Source organism: Pseudomonas sp. 3HC3, assembly GCF_044904505.1.
Lineage (GTDB): Bacteria > Pseudomonadota > Gammaproteobacteria > Pseudomonadales > Pseudomonadaceae > Aquipseudomonas > Aquipseudomonas putida_Y.
In genome coordinates, this window is the sequence record NZ_JADDRH010000003.1 from 21,590 (window position 1) to 37,204 (window position 15,615).

Genomic DNA, 15,615 nt, shown 5'->3' on the forward strand with positions numbered 1-15,615 from the left:
TCATCGCAAGGTTTTGCGGGTATATACCCGCTTATAGTCGTATCGATTCAGGCCAGTTGTTTCAACAGTCGCACCAGCTCATCCCGCTGCCCCACTCCGAGCCGTTCAACCAGCTCTTTCTGCGCCTGCTCCCAAGCTGGGTGGGCAACGTGCAACAGTTGCTTACCCGCGGCGGTCAACAGCACCACGCGGTTACGCTGGTCGTCACCATCGCCCAGTGCTACCAGCCCATCCGCCTCCAGCACACGCAGATTACGGCCCAGGGTACTGCGCTCGAGTCCCATGGCTTCGGCCAGGACCGTGATGCTGGGTCGGTCGAGCCGTTGCAGGTGACGCAGCAGGGAAAACTGAGCAACATTGACCCCGAAGCCGGCAAGGGCTTCGTCGTAATGCCGGCTCACCCCGCGGGCGGCACGACGCAGGTGGGTACAGATGCATTCACTGGTCAGCATGGATACGTGTATATACCCGCATACTGACTGTTGCAAGAAGTTTCACAGGGAGGTGAGAAGCGTCAGTCCGGGTTCAAGCGCCTGCGGATCGGCTCGAACTCAACCGTGGCCTTGCGCGCCAAGGGGTCTGGCGCGCCCTGCTCGACCGCCTGCCAGTAGCGCCACGGCACCTTCGCCGTGCCCAGTTCGTAGTCCATGCCATCCCAGTTGTCTTCACGGAAGCTATAGAACGCCCAATGCAACCGGTTGCGATCCAGCACGACGAGCACATCTTCAAGATACTGCCGGCAACCTGGCAGCCTGCGCATACAGCCAAACTCGCCCACCACCAGACGAGAAAGCGGCACACCCATGGCTTCGGCCCATGCCAGCGGCTGGCGCAGATAGCGTTCAACTCGTTGCCCATCCCACAGCTGGGTCTGCCCGGCAAAAGGTACGGGACCTGGATAGGCAATGGGATGCTTGCGCGCCATGTTCGGCGCACTGGTAGCGGCATAGGGCTCGTACATGTGCACGCTGTACAGCACTCGCGCGTCTTCCAGCGGGGCTGGCCAGTAGCCGAACGCGTCTGCACCCGCATACCAGCCGGCATCGACCATGATCGGCGTATCAGCGTCTTCTTCGCGAATGGCCGCTATCAATTGCCGGTACAGCAAGGGCAGATCGCGCGCACCGCCCTGCTCTTGCGCATACCAACGCTGCATCTGCCCGCGTTCGGCATGTTCAGCCAGGCTGCTCTGTTTCTCCGGTGCCGGCTCATTGATCAGGTTGTAGGCGGCGATGGCCGGATGGCGCTTCAGTTCGCGCGCCATATCTCGCCAGAAGGCCGCAGCCTGGGACCAGTAGCGTTTGTCTTGCCACAGGCGATCATCGAACTGGCCCTGATTGTTTTGCGACCAGCGCATACCCGGTAGCGAGAGTGGCGCGATGACCACCTTGAGCCCCGCCTGGTGCGCCCGGTCGAGGGTGGCACGCAGCACAGCCAGGTCGGCCTCGGGCAGGCCTTCATAGGTATCGGCGCTGCCGAGGAGAAAATCACGTTTCACCGGTTGCCATTTGTCGTACGACAGCCGCACCCATGTGGCGCCGTACTCCCTCAGGGCATCGAAGTAGGCTTGATCGGGTGGCAGCCGGTTGAAGCTGTTGCCACCGTGGCGTGGGGTGTCCCAGAACGCCATGAGATCTGCAGCAGTGGCTGGGAGGGTGGACAGGACCAATAGACTGGCAAAGATCCAGTGGCGCACGGGAAGCCTACCTGGTTGCATGAGGGGAGGCTGAGGATACGCCGACAAAGGAGATGCCGGCGCTATCGGACCGTTGCCAGAAGTTACTGCCCCCCTTCCACTTATGAGGCCTTTCGCGAAAGCACTGCAAAGCAGCCCCGGAAGGGCCGTCCGGGCCAAGCGCTCAAAGCCCCAGCGCCAACCCGAGCACCACGGCCAGCTCCAGCAACTCCAGCAACGCGCCCGCGGTATCCCCGGTGGTCCCGCCCAGGCGCCGGCACATCAGATGCCGCAACCAGGCAAACACCGCCAGCGCCAGCACCACGCTCCATCCGCCCAGGAACAGGCAGAACAGCACACAAACCAGCAACACCCAGCCGGCTGCGCGTCGGGGCATATGTTCGGCCAACGTCTGGCCCAACCCGCCCGGTCGCACATAAGGTGTGCCAAGGAACAGGCCCAACATCGCCGCCCGCCCGATCAACGGCGCCAGCAGCAATTGCACCCCGACGCCCTGCCCGACCAGCACCCACAATGCGCAAAACTTCAGCAGCAACACCAAGACCAGGGTGACCACGGCTATCGGCCCACTGCGCGGGTCTTTCATGATCAGCAAGGTGCGTTCACGGTCGCCGAAACCACCTAGCCAGGCGTCGGCACTGTCCGCCAGGCCATCCAGGTGCAAGGCACCACTGAGCAGTACCCACAACGTCAGCAGCAAAGCCGCGTGCAGCGGCGGCGGCGTGCCCTGAAGCAGATGGCTGGCCAACCACAGGAGCAAGCCGAACAGCAGCCCGACCAGCGGGTAGTACAGCAGCGAACGCCCCACCTCACGCGGTGCCGGCATGCCCGGCAGGCTAACCGGCAGGCTGCTGAGAAACTGCAAGGCGATCCAGAACGGCAACATCTCAGGGTGCCTCGACCAGTTGCCCGTCATCACCTGCCGCCAGCCGCATCAACGCGCCATGGCCGACCTCGACCTGCAGCAACTGCTCCCTGGGCAAGCCACGGGCACGGGCCAGTAACAGCCGCATCACGCCGCCATGGGTCACCAGCAGCACGCGCTTGCCGGCATGTTGCAGGCGCAAACGCTCGACCGCCGCCAGCACCCGTTCGGCAAACGCCTCGACCGGTTCGCCATTGGGCGGTGTGAAGGCGTAAGGGTCGGCCCAGAAACGCCCCAGTGCATCGGCCTGGTGCTCCATGATCTGCGCCGCAGTTTGGCCCTCCCAATCACCGAAGTGCAGTTCCTGCAGGGCGGGCTCACGCTGCACTGGCAGTTTCAATTGCGCACCCAGCTCATCGGCAAAACGCCCGCAGCGCTGCAGCGGCGAACTGACCAGCACCTGCCATGGACCGGCGTCGGCCACGGCGCGGCGCATCTGCAGCCAGCCCTTGTCGGTCAAGGCATCATCAAGGCTGCCACGCAGGCCGCCTTGTTCCGTTTCACCATGGCGCAGCAAGTCGAGGATCATGCCGGGCGGTCCGCCACCGCGGCCTCGGCAAAGGTCGCCATCTGCCCATGCAGCGCACAGGCCAGGCGCAACAGCGGCACCGCCAGGGCAGCGCCACTGCCCTCACCCAGACGCAAGCCCAAGGCCAGCAAGGGTTCGGCTTGCAGCGCAGCAAGCAAGGTCTTGTGGCCGGGCTCAGCGCCCTGGTGAGCGAACAACAACCAGGCCCGACACTGCGGGTTGAGGCGCACTGCCACGAGCGCAGCGACACTGCAGATAAAGCCATCCACCAGCACCGCGACACCCGCCTGCGCGCAACCGAGGTAGGCACCGGCCAACGCCGCGATCTCGAAACCGCCAACACACGCCAGAGCCTGCAACGGGTCTTCAGCGCACAAGCCATGCAGGCGCAGCGCCCTCTCGATGACTTCGGCCTTGTGCTGCACCCCGGCGTTGTCCAGGCCGGTACCCGGGCCGCTCAGCGCCGACGCCGGGCACCCTAGCAGAACACTGGCCAAGGCTGCGGCGGCGGTGGTGTTACCAATGCCCATCTCACCACCGATGAACAGCTGTGCGCCCTGTTCGGCAGCGCGCTGGGCACTGTCGCGGCCCGCCTGCAAGGCCGCTTGCAGCTGGTTTGCGGTCATCGCGGGCTGGCGGGCAAAGTTGGCAGTACCGGTGCCCAGACGTAGATGGCGCACGCCGGGCAGCTCCAGCTGCGCGTCAATGGTGCCCAGGTCGACCACGTCCAGGCTGGCCTGCAGCTGCCGCGCCAGCACACTGATCGCCGCGCCCCCGCCGACGAAGTTACGCAGCATCTGCCCGGTCACCGCCTGCGGATAGGCCGAGATGCCCTCTTCGACCACGCCGTGGTCACCGGCAAAAATGGTGATGGCTGCCTTATCCAGCGTTGGTCGTTCAAGCCCCTGAAGGCCAGCCAGCTGAATGGCCAGCTCTTCAAGTTGGCCAAGCGAGCCAGCAGGTTTGGTCAGTTGCTGCTGACGGGCGCGAGCCTGGCCCATGGCGGCGTTATCGAGGGGTTGGCAGGCGTCACGCCACCAGGCTTGGGTCATAGTGCAGGTCCTTTGAGGATTAGGGGCAGGCCGGCCACGGTCAGCACGACACGCTGACAGCGTTCGGCCACGGCCTGGTGCAACCAGCCGGCCAGATCGACATAGCGCCGGGTCAGCTCGCCCATGGGCACCACGCCCAGGCCGGTTTCGTTACTGACCAGGATAAGGGTGCCAGGTAACTGTTCCAGGCACGCCAACAGGGCATCACGCTCCTCGGCCAGGCGCTGGTCATCTTCCAGCATCAACAAATTGGTCAGCCACAGGGTCAGACAATCCACCAGCAGGCAGCGCCCTTCGGCCGCCTCGGCGCGCAGTACCGCAGCCAGGGCCAAGGGCTCTTCGATCAACCCCCAGTCATCCGGCCGACGCTGGCGATGCAGCAACACACGTTCGTTCATTTCACCATCCAGCGGCTGGCTGGTGGCGATGTAGGTCACCGGCAAGCCGCTGGCCATGGCCAACTGTTCAGCCAGGCGGCTTTTGCCAGACCGGGCACCACCGAGGATCAGGTTACGCATATCAGGCCACCCCACACAGCTGGCGCAATTGTGCGGTGTCCAGGTGCTTTTCCACCAGATCGGCCAGGCGCTCGATGTCGTGTTCGCGCAACGCTTCGTAGTCGATAACCTGCACATCCTCCAGCCCGGCCCAGCGCAATAGCGCGGCACACGACTGGCTGCCTTCGAACAGGCCATGCAGGTAGGTGGCGAGCATCTGGCCATCGGCACTGACAGCACCATCATGGCGGCCATCAGCCAGTTGGACCGCGGGTTGCGCCAGCGCAGGCCCGGTGGTCACGCCAGCATGAATTTCGTAACCGGTTACCGTTGCCGCTTCAAGGCTCAGCGTGCCGGCCACATTGCGCAGTTGCTTCTCGGCTTCGAGCACCGTGGCATAGTCGAGCAGGCCGAGCCCCTGGCTTGAGCCTGCGGCCCCCTCCAGCCCCAGCGGGTCATGCACTTCGCGCCCCAGCATCTGCAGGCCACCGCAGATACCGATCAGCTTGCCGCCATAGCGCAGGTGCCGCTCGATAGCCTTGTCCCAACCGCGCTCGCGCAGTTGTGCCAGATCGCCGCGCACGCTCTTGGAACCCGGCAAAATGATGAGGTCGGCAGCCGGAATCGGCTGGCCCGGGCCGATGAACTGCAAGTCCACCTGCGGGTGCAGGCGCAGCGGGTCGAAGTCGGTGTGGTTACTGATACGCGGCAGCACTGGCACGATCACCTTGAGCACACGCTCGTGCTTGACGCCCTGGCGCACATCGATGCCGTCTTCGGCTTCCAGGTGCAGGTCAGTAACGTAAGGCAGGACGCCCAGCACCGGTTTGCCGGTGCGTTGCTCCAGCCAGTCCAGCCCTGGCTGCAGCAGGGCGATATCGCCACGGAAGCGGTTGATGACAAAGCCTTTGACCCGCGCCTGTTCAGTGGGCGACAGCAATTCCAGCGTGCCCACCAGATGGGCGAACACTCCACCGCGGTTGATGTCGGCCACCAGGATCACCGGGCAATCCACCGCTTCGGCAAAGCCCATGTTGGCGATATCGCCGGCACGCAGGTTGATCTCAGCCGGCGAGCCCGCGCCCTCGACCATGACCACCGGGTACGCGGCACTCAGGCGCTGGTGAGAAGCCAGCACAGCCTGCATGGCCGTGGTCTTGTAGTCGTGGTAGGCCACTGCATTCATGCTGGTGACCGCACGACCGTGGATGATGACCTGGGCGCCGGTGTCGCTGTTGGGCTTGAGCAGCACCGGGTTCATGTCGGTGTGCGGTTGTAGCCGGCAGGCCTGGGCCTGCACCGCCTGGGCACGGCCGATTTCGCCGCCATCAGCCGTCACAGCGCTGTTCAGCGCCATGTTCTGTGGTTTGAATGGCACCACAGCGACACCCTGGCGCAACAGCCAGCGGCACAACGCGGTCACCAGTGTGCTCTTGCCTGCGTCGGAGGTGGTGCCTTGCACCATGAGGGTCGTCATGCCGTTTCCTTTTGATAAGCCGCCAAGGCCTGGGCCAGGCGCTGTTCGTCCGCGGCGCAGGCAGGCAGCCCCAGGCGCACGGCCGCTGGCTGTTCGAACAGCCGTACAAGGATGCCGCGCCGGGCGAGAGAGTCATGCAGCCGCGCAGCATGCTCGCTACGCACGTACTGGAACAGGTCGCAGCCACCGCTGGGCGCCAGACCGGCACTGCGCAACACGTGCGCAAGCCGCTGGCTGGCAGCAGCACAGCGTTCGGCCTGCGCGCGCTGGGCAGCTTGATCAGCCAGACTGGCCTGGGCCAGTACACGGGTCGGGCCATTGACGGTCCAGGGTCCGAGCAGCTCGGCCAGGCGCAGCAGCAAGCTGCGTTCGGCGGCAACGAAGCCCAGGCGCACGCCGGCCAGGCCGAAGAACTTGCCAAACGAACGCAGCACGATCAGTCCCGGGCGTTCGGCGCAGTCCACCACGCTGTCCGCCGGGGTGTTGTCCATGAATGCTTCGTCGACCAGCAGCCAGCCACCGCGAGCAACCAGGCGAGCATGCCAAGCCAGCAGGCGTTCGCGCGATACCCGGTGGCCGGTCGGGTTGTTGGGGTTCACCAGCACCAGCACATCGAGGCCGTCGAGTGCAGCCTCAACTTGCGCTTCCTCCAGCGCCAGCAGTTGGTGCCCCGCCCGTTGCCAGGCATAGGGGTGTTCGGCATAGCACGGCGTCAGTACGCCGACCCGGGCGGCTGTTCGCAGCAGCGGCAAGGCCTGGATCGCGGCCTGGGAGCCGGCGACCGGCAGCAACTGGAGGGCGCCGTAATACGCGCGCGCGGCGTCCTCCAGGCCGTCCTCGGTTTCCGGCAGGCGGGCCCAGGCGTCGACGGGAATCGGCGGGATCGGGAATGGCCAGGGCGCAATGCCGCTGGACAAGTCGAGCCACTGCTCACGGGGGATACCGTATTGCTGCACCGCGCGTAGTAGGCGGCCACCATGTTCAAGCATTGACATAGGCCCCCAGGCAAATCACCAGCAGCCACAGCCACACGCCGCGCTGCACCAGCTGCCAGCCGCGCTCGATGGCATCGGCATCGGCCACTGGCCCCTCGCCCAGGCGCGGCCGCTCATGCAGCTCGCCGTGGTACACCGCCGGGCCACCCAGCTCCACGCCCAGCGCACCGGCGCCGGCAGCCATCACCGGCCCGGCGTTGGGGCTGTCCCACAGCGGGCCCTGTTTGCGCCAGCAGGCCAGGGCCAGACGGGTTTTGCCCAACAGGGCATAAGTCAGGGCCACCAGCCTTGCAGGTATATAGTTGAGCACATCGTCGATGCGCGCCGCGCACCAGCCAAAGCGCTCGAAACGTTCGTTACGGTAGCCCCACATGGCATCCAGCGTGTTGCTAAGGCGGTACAGCACCACGCCGGGCGCACCGGCCACCACAAACCAGAACAACGCGGCGAACACGGCATCGCTGCCGTTCTCCAGCACCGACTCGGTGGCCGCTCGGGCCACCGCTGGCTCGTCCAGTTCGCGCGTTTCGCGGCTGACCAGGTAGCCAACCCGGCGCCGCGCCTCCGCCAGATCGCCCTGGCGCAAAGCGTTGGCCACCGGCAGCACATGCTCGCCCAGGCTGCGCAGCCCCACGGCGCAGTAAAGCGCCAGTACGTCAACCAGCCAGCCGATATACGGCAGCCACGAAAGGACCAGCGCCACCAGGGTCAGCGGCACCACCGCCAGAAACCACGCACTCACGCCGTGGCTACGCCAGCCGCGCCCGCCAGCGTTCAGGCGGCGCTCAAGGTTGCCAGCCATATTGCCGAAGGCCACCAAGGGGTGGCGGCGCTGTGGTTCGCCCAGCAACGCGTCCAGGGCCACCCCGGCCACGGTCAGCAAGGCCACGCTCATTGACGCTCTCCCCATTGGTTTTCGTAAAGCATTTCACTCAGCGGCCGCTCTTCAGCCCAGTTTTCCTGCACCAACATCGGCACCGGGTAGAACTCGGCGACCGGCCCAAGGCACAGTACCGCCACCGGCTTGGCACCGGCGGGCATGCCCAGCAGCGCGGCCAGCGCCTGCGGGTCGAACAGCGACACCCAGCCCATGCCCAGCCCTTCGCCACGCGCGGCCAGCCACAGGTTCTGGATGGCACAGGCCAGCGAGGCCAGGTCCATCTCCGGCAGGGTGCGGCGGCCGAAGATGTGTGGTTCGCGGTTGTCCATCAAGGCCGCCACCAGCAGCTCGGCGCAATCGTTTATGCCCTCCACCTTCAGCTTCATGAAGGCATCGGATCGCTCGCCCAATGCCTCGGCCGTGCGTATCCGCTCCGCCTCCACCAAGGCCTGGATACGCCCGCGCAGGTCACGCCGGGTGATACGGATAAATCGCCACGGTTGCATAAGCCCTACGCTGGGCGCCTGATGCGCGGCGGCCAGCAAGCGGCCAAGCAGCTCGGGCGCTACCTGGCCACCGACGAAATGGCGCATGTCGCGGCGCTCGCCGATGGCCCGGTAGATTGCGGCGCGCTCGGCGTCGCTATAGGCGTGATCATTCATGGTCGCAACAGCGCCGCCGCCGCATCCGGGCAGGAAGGGAAATAGAAGTGCACGTAAGAGGCCGTCAGCCGGCCCAGACGATAAACCGCCTCGTTGCCACGCCCGCCGTTGGGGCTCAGACCGCGGGCAATCGGTTCCAGCGCAGTACTGGTCAGCGAATGGTGATAGGTGTGACCGCGCAAGGTCCCCTCCGGCAGCTCCACCGCCTGCAGCGCCAGGGCGGCCAGGCGCTTCTGCATGGTCGCCTCACCCGGCAGCAGGCCGAGCAGTTCGGCACGTTCACCGGCCACGTCAGTCAGGGCATCGAGCAGGTACAGCATGCCACCGCACTCGGCCAGCAATGGCTTGCCCTGCGCATGGTGGGCGCGGATCGCTTCGCACATCGGTGCGTTGGCGGCCAGCGCATGGTGATGCAGCTCTGGATAACCACCCGGCAGATACAGGCTGTCTACTGCCGGCAGTTCGCGGTCGTGCAGCGGCGAGAAGAACACCAGTTGGGCACCAAGGTTGCGCAGCAGGTCTAGGTTAGCGCCATACGTGAAGGCGAACGCTTCGTCCCGCGCCACGCCAATGCGCACACCGGCCAGCGAGGCAACGCAGGCTTGCGGTTCGGGCTCGGCAAAGCTTACTGGCGGCGGCAACGCCGCATCGCAACTGGCGCCCAGCGCTTCGGCGGCAGCGTCCAGGCGGGTATCCAGGTCATTCAGCTCGCTGGCCTGCACCAGGCCCAGGTGACGGCTAGGCAGTTCGATGCCGCGCTCACGGGACAAGCCGCCATACCAGCGCAAGCCTTCGGTCAGGCTGCCTTCCAGCAGTTGCGCATGGCGCAGGCTGCCTACCCGATTGGCCAGCACGCCAGCGAACGGCAGATCGGCCTGGTAACGCGCCAGGCCCAGAGCCAGGGCGCCGAAGGTCTGAGCCATGGCCGTGCCATCGATCACCGCCAGCACCGGCACGCCAAAGTGGCGTGCCAAGTCGGCGCTAGATGGGGTGCCGTCGAACAGCCCCATCACCCCTTCGATGAGGATCAGGTCAGCCTCGCCGGCAGCCTCCCACAGCAGGCGACGGCTTTCCTCGGCACCGATCATCCACAGGTCCAGCTGATACACCGGCGCGCCACTGGCCCGTTCGAGAATCATCGGGTCAAGAAAGTCGGGCCCGCACTTGAACACCCGCACCTTGCGCCCGAGGTTACGGTGCAGGCGGGCCAGTGCAGCAGTGACAGTAGTCTTGCCCTGGCCAGAGGCCGGTGCCGCGATCAACACGGCGGGACAGTGGCGCGATCGACTCACAGTTCGACGCCTTTCTGCGCGCGGATACCAGCCTGGAAGGCGTGCTTGAGCATGCCCATTTCGGTCACGGTATCAGCCAGTTCGATCATCTCGGGCTTCGCAGCGCGGCCAGTGACAATCACATGCTGCATGGGCGGGCGGGCCTGAATGTCGGACAGTACCTGGTCCAGGTCGAGGTAACCATGCTTGAGGGCGATGTTGAGCTCGTCCAGCACCACAAACTGTACACCTGGGTCCTGCAGCAACTGGCGCGACACCGCCCAGGCGGCTTGCGCAGCAGCGATGTCACGCTGGCGGTCCTGGGTTTCCCAGGTAAAGCCCTCGCCCATCACGTGATAGCGCACCTGTTCGGGGAAGCGACGGAAGAACAGCTCCTCGCCGGTGCTGTTGCGCCCTTTGATGAACTGCACCACACCGCATTGCATGCCATGGCCCAAGGCGCGCGCGAGCATGCCGAAGGCCGAACTGCTCTTGCCCTTGCCATTGCCGGTCAACACCAGCAGCAGGCCACACTCGTTAGGGGAATTGGCGATGCGTTCGTCGATGACCGCCTTCTTGCGCTGCATGCGCGCCAGGTGGCGTTCGTCGCGTTCGGTGGATTCGCTCATCAGGGTTCTCCGCTGGCTGGCACCACGGCAACGCGCGGCGACAGGTAATTGGCAGGCAAACGGAGAACGCGCAGAGGCCATGGCAGGGCGCCACGGTGCACCGCGCATCACCCTCCGTGATGCCGTTGGCAGTATCAGGCCGGTCTCCGGGCTTGTGAGTGGGCCTTTGCCCTGGCCTGCGCGCCTTCCCGGATGCTGGCATCCAGTGGCCCTGCGCGGCCTTTTACTCATCTACCGTTGCGGGGGCAGCGCCGGAATCGCGCCATGCTGGCGCCCACCGGCTTCCCAGTTTCACCCTGCCCAGTCGGGGCTGGCAGGGCACCTGAAACACGCCGCGAAGGTTAGAGGGTTGCACCGGGAGCGTCAATCGAAGCGGGTGACTTGGCGGGTGAGCAAAGCAACATGAATGTCGGCAGCCGCTAGCGGCCCCGAACTCAACAGGGCCGCTGAACAGGCATGGATATCAGGGGTTCTGCGCCAGATGCCCTTGCGGAATCACCCGCTTGGCCTGCAGGTAGGCCTTGGCCCAGTAGCTGTTGGAGAGGTAGTCCAGGCGTACAGTGCCACCCGTGGAGGGCGCATGCACGAAGCGCCCGTCCCCTACATAGATGCCGGCATGGCTGACCTGCGAGCCGCCACTGGTGGCGAAGAACACCAGGTCACCGGACTGCAGTGAACTGGCATCCACCGTCGGTGCGCGCATGACGATCATCTCTCGTGTAGAGCGCGGCAGACTGATGCCGGCAGCATCACGGTACACATATTTGATCAGGCCGCTGCAGTCGAAGCCGGAGTCCGGCGTATTGCCACCCCAACGATAAGGCGTGCCAACCAGACCAATGGCACGAATCAGCACGTCATCGGCAACCGGCGAAGGATTGGGCTGGCTATAGGTAACCTGCGGCTGTACCACCGGGGCCGGCGCAGGCGCACGGCTGGAGCATGCAGCCAGCAAGGCTGCCAAGGAGAGAAATGCGAAGCGCGCCATCTTTACCATGGCCAGAACATCCTGTCTGAGACCGCTGCGCTGCAGCCGAAAAGAGTTGAGAATTTAGATTAGACGCTTTCTGTAAATGCGCACGGCGGTGTGCTTTTTTTCAAAGCATCACCGCCGCGGCAGGGTACATCATTTTGATATCAGTTGCGCGCGATGTTGGTCGGCGCCATGGCCAAGGCTCGCTTGGCTTCAATGAAGGTCTTGCTCCAGTAGCGATCACCGAGGTTGTCGATGCGCACACCACCGCTGCGGCGGCTGCTGGAGTGGATGAACTGGTTGTCACCCAGGTAGATACCGGCATGGCTCACCCGGCCGCGGCCATTGGTGCTGAAGAACAGCAAGTCACCTGGCTTGAGTTTGTTGCGGGCCACTTTAGGCGCATCGACCTTGATCATTTCACGCGTGGAGCGCGGCAGCGTCATGCCCGCCTCTTCGCGGAACAGGTAACCGATGAAGCCACTGCAGTCGAAGCCGGACTTTTCCGAGGTACCACCGAAGCGGTAGCGGGTGCCGATCAACGACATGCCGCGCTCGAGAATGCTGTCAGCCAGAACGGGCAATTGGTAAGGCTTGCTGCCGGAGAAAGACGCCAGGTCATCTTCGGTGGCGAGCTCTTCCGGCTCGCCGAATACCGCCGAGGGAGAGGCTTTGGCCTTGATTGCCGATTGTGCGGTGACCGGGGTGTGATCCTGGGGCTGAGATACCGGGCCTTGGGCCGCACAGCCAAAAAGCAGGGTCACGAGTGCGAGTGGCACGAGGGGTGCGAAGCGCTTCAGCATGGGCACGACCGTGTCTGTAATCCTTTAGAAGGGTGAAACTATGCCCTCTATCATGGCCATTTGCAAATTTTATCGAAAAAGATGTGACTTTTTTGTTCTACCGCTCTGGCCCAGTGTTTTCAGGGGGTTACCAGCCGAGGGTTTCCTTGAGAAAAGGAATGGTGAGCTTGCGTTGTGCCTGCAATGAGGCCTGGTCGAGACGCTCGAGCAAGTCGAACAACGCGCTCATGCTCCGCGCGCCGCGGGTAAGGATGAAATGGCCGACTTCGTCGGTGAGGTGCAGGCCACGGCGCGAAGCACGTAGCTGCAAGGCACGCAGCTTGTCTTCGTCGGACAGGCCGCGCATCTGGAACACCAGGGCAAGGGTCAAGCGCGACTTCAGGTCCGGCAGCTTGATCGGCAGCTCGCGCGGTGATGCCGAGGCTGCCAGCAGCAAGCGTCGGCCGCTGTCGCGCAGGCGGTTGAACAGGTGGAACATGGCCTCTTCCCAATCGGCCTTGCCGGCGATCACATGCAGATCGTCGATGCACACCAGTTCGTACTGAGCCAGGTAGTCGAGCAGCTCTACGCCACGATCGAGCAATTGCGCCAACGGTAGGTAGACAGCGGGCTCGCCGCGTTGCTGGAAGCGATGGGTGGCAGCCTGCAGCAGGTGGGAACGGCCAACACCCTGCTTGCCCCACAGGTAGATAAGGCTCTCGGTCCAGCCGGCGTCGGCTTCGCATAGCCGCTCGACGTAACCCAATGCCGCAGCATTGGCGCCCGGATAGTAGTTGATGAAGGTGGCGTCATCGCGCAGGCGCACACCCAGGGGCAACTGGATCGGTGGTTTCATGCTCGCGGGCGGTCGACAGGACCGCAGGGGGCCTTTGGTGAACAATGTGCAAAGTCTATACCCGCAACGCGGGGCGCACAATCTCGACTGCGGATAGGGCAAGCAAAATCAACAAGTTGCGCTGTGCAAGCGAACGGCGGATGCGGGCGCGAAAAGGCCCAAGACAAAACGCGTGGCGTTCAAAGCTCCGGGTCTATATTCCCGGCGTACATATCCGATTCCTTGTACAGAGCATGCACATGCCGCAGCAGCACCATGATCACCGCCGCCACCGGTAGCGCCAGCAGTACGCCAGTAAAGCCGAACAGTTCGCCACCGGCGAGGATGGCAAAGATCACCGCAACCGGGTGCAGACCGATGCGATCACCCACCAGCAGCGGGGTCAGCACCATACCCTCCAGTGCCTGCCCGACCATGAACACGGCAACGATGCCCAACATCGGGTACAGGTCGCCACCGAACTGGAACAGGCCAGCCACCAGCGCAGCACCAATGCCAATGATGAAGCCCATGTACGGCACGATGGCCGCAAGGCCTGCGAGCATGCCGATCAACAGACCGAGTTCGAGCCCCACCAGCATAAGGCCGGCAGAATAGATGACACCCAGAGCCAGCATCACCATCAGTTGCCCGCGCACGAATGCGCCCAGCACTTCATGGCATTCACCTGCCAGGCCCATCACTTGCGGCTCGCGCTGGCGCGGCAGCAGGCCGCGCAGCTTGCCCATCATCAGGTCCCAATCGCGCAGCAGATAGAAGCCCACTACCGGGATCAGCACCATGTTGGCCAGCCAGGCCACCAACGCCAGGCTGGAGGCGGTGGCATGGGACAGCAGCATGCCGACGATATCGGTGGTCTGCCCCATGTGCGCGCCGATGGCAGCCTTGATCTTGTCGAATTTCCAGAAACCATCTGCCAGGCCAAGGCGGGCCTGTACCCACGGCAGCGCTACATGCTCAAGCCAGTCAAGCATCTGCGGCACCAATTCGTACAGGCGCACCAACTGCTTGGCCAACATCGGCACAAGCACCAGCAACAAGGCCAACAGCACCAGGGTGAACAGGCCGAACACCACTACCACACCCCAGGTACGCGATAGCCCCAGGCGCTCGAGGCGATCGACCAGCGGGTCAGCCAGGTAGGCCAGCATAATGCCGACCAGGAACGGCGTAAGGATGCTGTGCAGGCTATAAAGCAGCACAGCGATCAGCAGCGCAGCGCCCAGCCAGATCCAGCGACGCATGTCGGTCACGGCGAGCGCCCCTTACCAGCGAAAACGCAAGCCGTCGAACGGCTTGGGTGCTGGCTGCGCAGGTACGGACTGCCCGGCAGCGGCGTGCACTGCCGGTGCTGGCATGGCCGGCACCGCGGGCGCCTGCTCTACGGGCACTTCCTGCAGCTTGGCCAGGCCAAGCTGGGCACGCAACTGTTCACGATTGCCAGTAACGCCGTAGGTCAAGGTAGTGCCTTCGGCCGCCTGCAAGTGTGGGCCGTAGGGCTCCAGCACGCGGGCCAGTTCGGCGTAGCGCTGCAGGTTCATGCCCTGCACTTGCACCTGTAATTGGCTGCTGGCACCCGGCCGGGTAACGTAGCGCGGCGCCAGACGGCTGCTCACCGCCAGCATCACCGCGTCAGCCAAGGCTGCCTGATCGGCACCCTCGGCATTGCCCTGCTCACGCTGGTCGCCCAGCCACAACTGCCACTTGCCCTGCCACTTGCCGTCGGCTTCCTGGGCATGTACTGCCAGCAAAGCATCAGCACCGTAGCGCTCGGATGCTTCGCGCAGCGGCGTCGGGTCGCTGCCCTCGATCTGCTTGGCATTGGCGACCAGTTGCTCCTGCAGGTCGGCCAGCGGCAAGCGCAGCGGCAGACCACGGTGCTGAGCGGCGCGGCGCAGGGGTTGGGCACTGGTCTGGCCATCACCGACCAGGCTGCTGCCCTCAACACTGTCGTTCAACCACCACCCCAGTATCGAGGGCCGGTTACTGCCCCACAGGGCCAGGCCAGCCTTGCGCAAAGCCCGCTCGGTGCTACCAGGGTCGAACTCGACCACCACCGACTCGGGCGGGCCGGCTTCGCTGCCGACCTGATTGATGATTTGCCGAGGGTCCTTGCGCAGCTCGGCCAACGCGGGGCTTTGCACTGCCTTTGAGTCACCGGTCAGACGCTGCACCAACGTGTCCAGAGCTTTGGCTGTGGCCTCGGTACGGGCTTCGGCGCCCGGCCCGGTGACCGGCTCGCGCACCTGATAGAGGCCTGAGACATTTTCAGCCAGGGCAGTGGCCGAGATCAGGGCCAGGCAACCGGCTGCCAGAATATTGAACAAACGCATGGAGGATTCCTGTCCAGTTACCGCAATGCCTATACCTTATACACGGGGGCGCCAGGTA

At 64.6% G+C, this 15,615-nt stretch carries 17 protein-coding genes and 1 riboswitch; all 17 genes read right to left on the reverse strand.

Annotation, left to right across the window (positions count from 1 at the left end):
- Positions 1 to 47 precede the first annotated feature (47 nt).
- The gene (locus INQ47_RS07205; protein WP_084850372.1) at positions 48 to 452 is read right to left on the reverse strand and encodes a MarR family winged helix-turn-helix transcriptional regulator; all 405 of its coding nucleotides are present in this window, start codon (positions 450 to 452) and stop codon (positions 48 to 50) included.
- A gap of 62 nt (positions 453 to 514) precedes the next feature.
- Positions 515 to 1,630, reverse strand: coding sequence for a glycoside hydrolase family 5 protein (locus INQ47_RS07210; RefSeq protein ID WP_404701529.1), 1,116 nt, complete (start codon positions 1,628 to 1,630; stop codon positions 515 to 517).
- A gap of 229 nt (positions 1,631 to 1,859) precedes the next feature.
- Positions 1,860 to 2,582 (reverse strand): adenosylcobinamide-GDP ribazoletransferase, encoded by a 723-nt coding sequence (locus INQ47_RS07215; RefSeq protein ID WP_404701415.1) that lies wholly within the window; start codon positions 2,580 to 2,582, stop codon positions 1,860 to 1,862.
- 1 nt (position 2,583) lies between these two features.
- Positions 2,584 to 3,150 (reverse strand): histidine phosphatase family protein, encoded by a 567-nt coding sequence (locus INQ47_RS07220; protein WP_021782514.1) that lies wholly within the window; start codon positions 3,148 to 3,150, stop codon positions 2,584 to 2,586.
- Positions 3,147 to 4,202, reverse strand: a complete 1,056-nt coding sequence (gene cobT, locus INQ47_RS07225) for a nicotinate-nucleotide--dimethylbenzimidazole phosphoribosyltransferase (protein WP_404701416.1) — start codon at positions 4,200 to 4,202, stop codon at positions 3,147 to 3,149. Before cobT ends, INQ47_RS07220 begins: the two co-directional genes overlap by 4 nt.
- On the reverse strand, positions 4,199 to 4,720 hold the full coding sequence (gene cobU / locus INQ47_RS07230) for a bifunctional adenosylcobinamide kinase/adenosylcobinamide-phosphate guanylyltransferase (RefSeq protein WP_404701417.1): 522 nt from the start codon (positions 4,718 to 4,720) through the stop codon (positions 4,199 to 4,201). Before cobU ends, cobT begins: the two co-directional genes overlap by 4 nt.
- Before the next feature lies 1 nt (position 4,721).
- The gene (locus INQ47_RS07235) at positions 4,722 to 6,176 is read right to left on the reverse strand and encodes a cobyric acid synthase (protein WP_404701418.1); all 1,455 of its coding nucleotides are present in this window, start codon (positions 6,174 to 6,176) and stop codon (positions 4,722 to 4,724) included.
- Positions 6,173 to 7,165 (reverse strand): threonine-phosphate decarboxylase CobD, encoded by a 993-nt coding sequence (gene cobD, locus INQ47_RS07240; RefSeq protein ID WP_404701530.1) that lies wholly within the window; start codon positions 7,163 to 7,165, stop codon positions 6,173 to 6,175. The genes INQ47_RS07235 and cobD overlap by 4 nt, the downstream gene beginning before the upstream one ends.
- Positions 7,158 to 8,066, reverse strand: coding sequence for an adenosylcobinamide-phosphate synthase CbiB (gene cbiB / locus INQ47_RS07245; protein ID WP_252459406.1), 909 nt, complete (start codon positions 8,064 to 8,066; stop codon positions 7,158 to 7,160). The genes cobD and cbiB overlap by 8 nt, the downstream gene beginning before the upstream one ends.
- The gene (bluB, locus tag INQ47_RS07250) at positions 8,063 to 8,713 is read right to left on the reverse strand and encodes a 5,6-dimethylbenzimidazole synthase (RefSeq protein ID WP_252459407.1); all 651 of its coding nucleotides are present in this window, start codon (positions 8,711 to 8,713) and stop codon (positions 8,063 to 8,065) included. The genes cbiB and bluB overlap by 4 nt, the downstream gene beginning before the upstream one ends.
- Positions 8,710 to 10,005: a cobyrinate a,c-diamide synthase gene (locus INQ47_RS07255; RefSeq protein ID WP_404701419.1), complete on the reverse strand. Its 1,296-nt coding sequence runs from the start codon at positions 10,003 to 10,005 to the stop codon at positions 8,710 to 8,712. Before INQ47_RS07255 ends, bluB begins: the two co-directional genes overlap by 4 nt.
- Positions 10,002 to 10,613, reverse strand: a complete 612-nt coding sequence (cobO, locus tag INQ47_RS07260) for a cob(I)yrinic acid a,c-diamide adenosyltransferase (protein ID WP_014754250.1) — start codon at positions 10,611 to 10,613, stop codon at positions 10,002 to 10,004. The genes INQ47_RS07255 and cobO overlap by 4 nt, the downstream gene beginning before the upstream one ends.
- Before the next feature lie 119 nt (positions 10,614 to 10,732).
- A riboswitch (cobalamin riboswitch) is annotated at positions 10,733 to 10,954 on the reverse strand.
- A gap of 122 nt (positions 10,955 to 11,076) precedes the next feature.
- Positions 11,077 to 11,610 carry a C40 family peptidase gene (locus tag INQ47_RS07265; RefSeq protein ID WP_252459409.1) on the reverse strand — a complete coding sequence of 178 codons (534 nt, stop codon included), beginning with the start codon at positions 11,608 to 11,610 and terminating at the stop codon, positions 11,077 to 11,079.
- Positions 11,611 to 11,750: 140 nt separating this feature from the next.
- A complete protein-coding gene (locus INQ47_RS07270) occupies positions 11,751 to 12,389 on the reverse strand; it encodes a C40 family peptidase (RefSeq protein WP_021782522.1) in 639 nt (212 codons plus the stop codon).
- Between the two features lie 127 nt (positions 12,390 to 12,516).
- Complete coding sequence (hda, locus tag INQ47_RS07275) at positions 12,517 to 13,224, reverse strand: DnaA regulatory inactivator Hda (protein ID WP_003252443.1); 708 nt, start codon at positions 13,222 to 13,224, stop codon at positions 12,517 to 12,519.
- 179 nt (positions 13,225 to 13,403) lie between these two features.
- On the reverse strand, positions 13,404 to 14,477 hold the full coding sequence (locus INQ47_RS07280) for an AI-2E family transporter (RefSeq protein WP_252459410.1): 1,074 nt from the start codon (positions 14,475 to 14,477) through the stop codon (positions 13,404 to 13,406).
- 12 nt (positions 14,478 to 14,489) lie between these two features.
- Positions 14,490 to 15,557, reverse strand: a complete 1,068-nt coding sequence (locus tag INQ47_RS07285; protein WP_404701420.1) for a DUF2066 domain-containing protein — start codon at positions 15,555 to 15,557, stop codon at positions 14,490 to 14,492.
- Between the last annotated feature and the right edge of the window lie 58 nt (positions 15,558 to 15,615).

What these genes read in the sequence shown, in the direction of transcription:
- INQ47_RS07205 (WP_084850372.1), bottom strand. Translation starts at nt 452, where the DNA reads ATGCTGACCAGTGAATGCATCTGTACCCACCTGCGTCGTGCCGCCCGC.
- INQ47_RS07210 (WP_404701529.1), bottom strand. Translation starts at nt 1,630, where the DNA reads ATGGCGTTCTGGGACACCCCACGCCACGGTGGCAACAGCTTCAACCGG.
- INQ47_RS07215 (WP_404701415.1), bottom strand. Translation starts at nt 2,582, where the DNA reads ATGTTGCCGTTCTGGATCGCCTTGCAGTTTCTCAGCAGCCTGCCGGTT.
- INQ47_RS07220 (WP_021782514.1), bottom strand. Translation starts at nt 3,150, where the DNA reads ATGATCCTCGACTTGCTGCGCCATGGTGAAACGGAACAAGGCGGCCTG.
- cobT (WP_404701416.1), bottom strand. Translation starts at nt 4,202, where the DNA reads ATGACCCAAGCCTGGTGGCGTGACGCCTGCCAACCCCTCGATAACGCC.
- cobU (WP_404701417.1), bottom strand. Translation starts at nt 4,720, where the DNA reads ATGCGTAACCTGATCCTCGGTGGTGCCCGGTCTGGCAAAAGCCGCCTG.
- INQ47_RS07235 (WP_404701418.1), bottom strand. Translation starts at nt 6,176, where the DNA reads ATGACGACCCTCATGGTGCAAGGCACCACCTCCGACGCAGGCAAGAGC.
- cobD (WP_404701530.1), bottom strand. Translation starts at nt 7,165, where the DNA reads ATGCTTGAACATGGTGGCCGCCTACTACGCGCGGTGCAGCAATACGGT.
- cbiB (WP_252459406.1), bottom strand. Translation starts at nt 8,066, where the DNA reads ATGAGCGTGGCCTTGCTGACCGTGGCCGGGGTGGCCCTGGACGCGTTG.
- bluB (WP_252459407.1), bottom strand. Translation starts at nt 8,713, where the DNA reads ATGAATGATCACGCCTATAGCGACGCCGAGCGCGCCGCAATCTACCGG.
- cobO (WP_014754250.1), bottom strand. Translation starts at nt 10,613, where the DNA reads ATGAGCGAATCCACCGAACGCGACGAACGCCACCTGGCGCGCATGCAG.
- INQ47_RS07265 (WP_252459409.1), bottom strand. Translation starts at nt 11,610, where the DNA reads ATGGTAAAGATGGCGCGCTTCGCATTTCTCTCCTTGGCAGCCTTGCTG.
- INQ47_RS07270 (WP_021782522.1), bottom strand. Translation starts at nt 12,389, where the DNA reads ATGCTGAAGCGCTTCGCACCCCTCGTGCCACTCGCACTCGTGACCCTG.
- hda (WP_003252443.1), bottom strand. Translation starts at nt 13,224, where the DNA reads ATGAAACCACCGATCCAGTTGCCCCTGGGTGTGCGCCTGCGCGATGAC.
- INQ47_RS07285 (WP_404701420.1), bottom strand. Translation starts at nt 15,557, where the DNA reads ATGCGTTTGTTCAATATTCTGGCAGCCGGTTGCCTGGCCCTGATCTCG.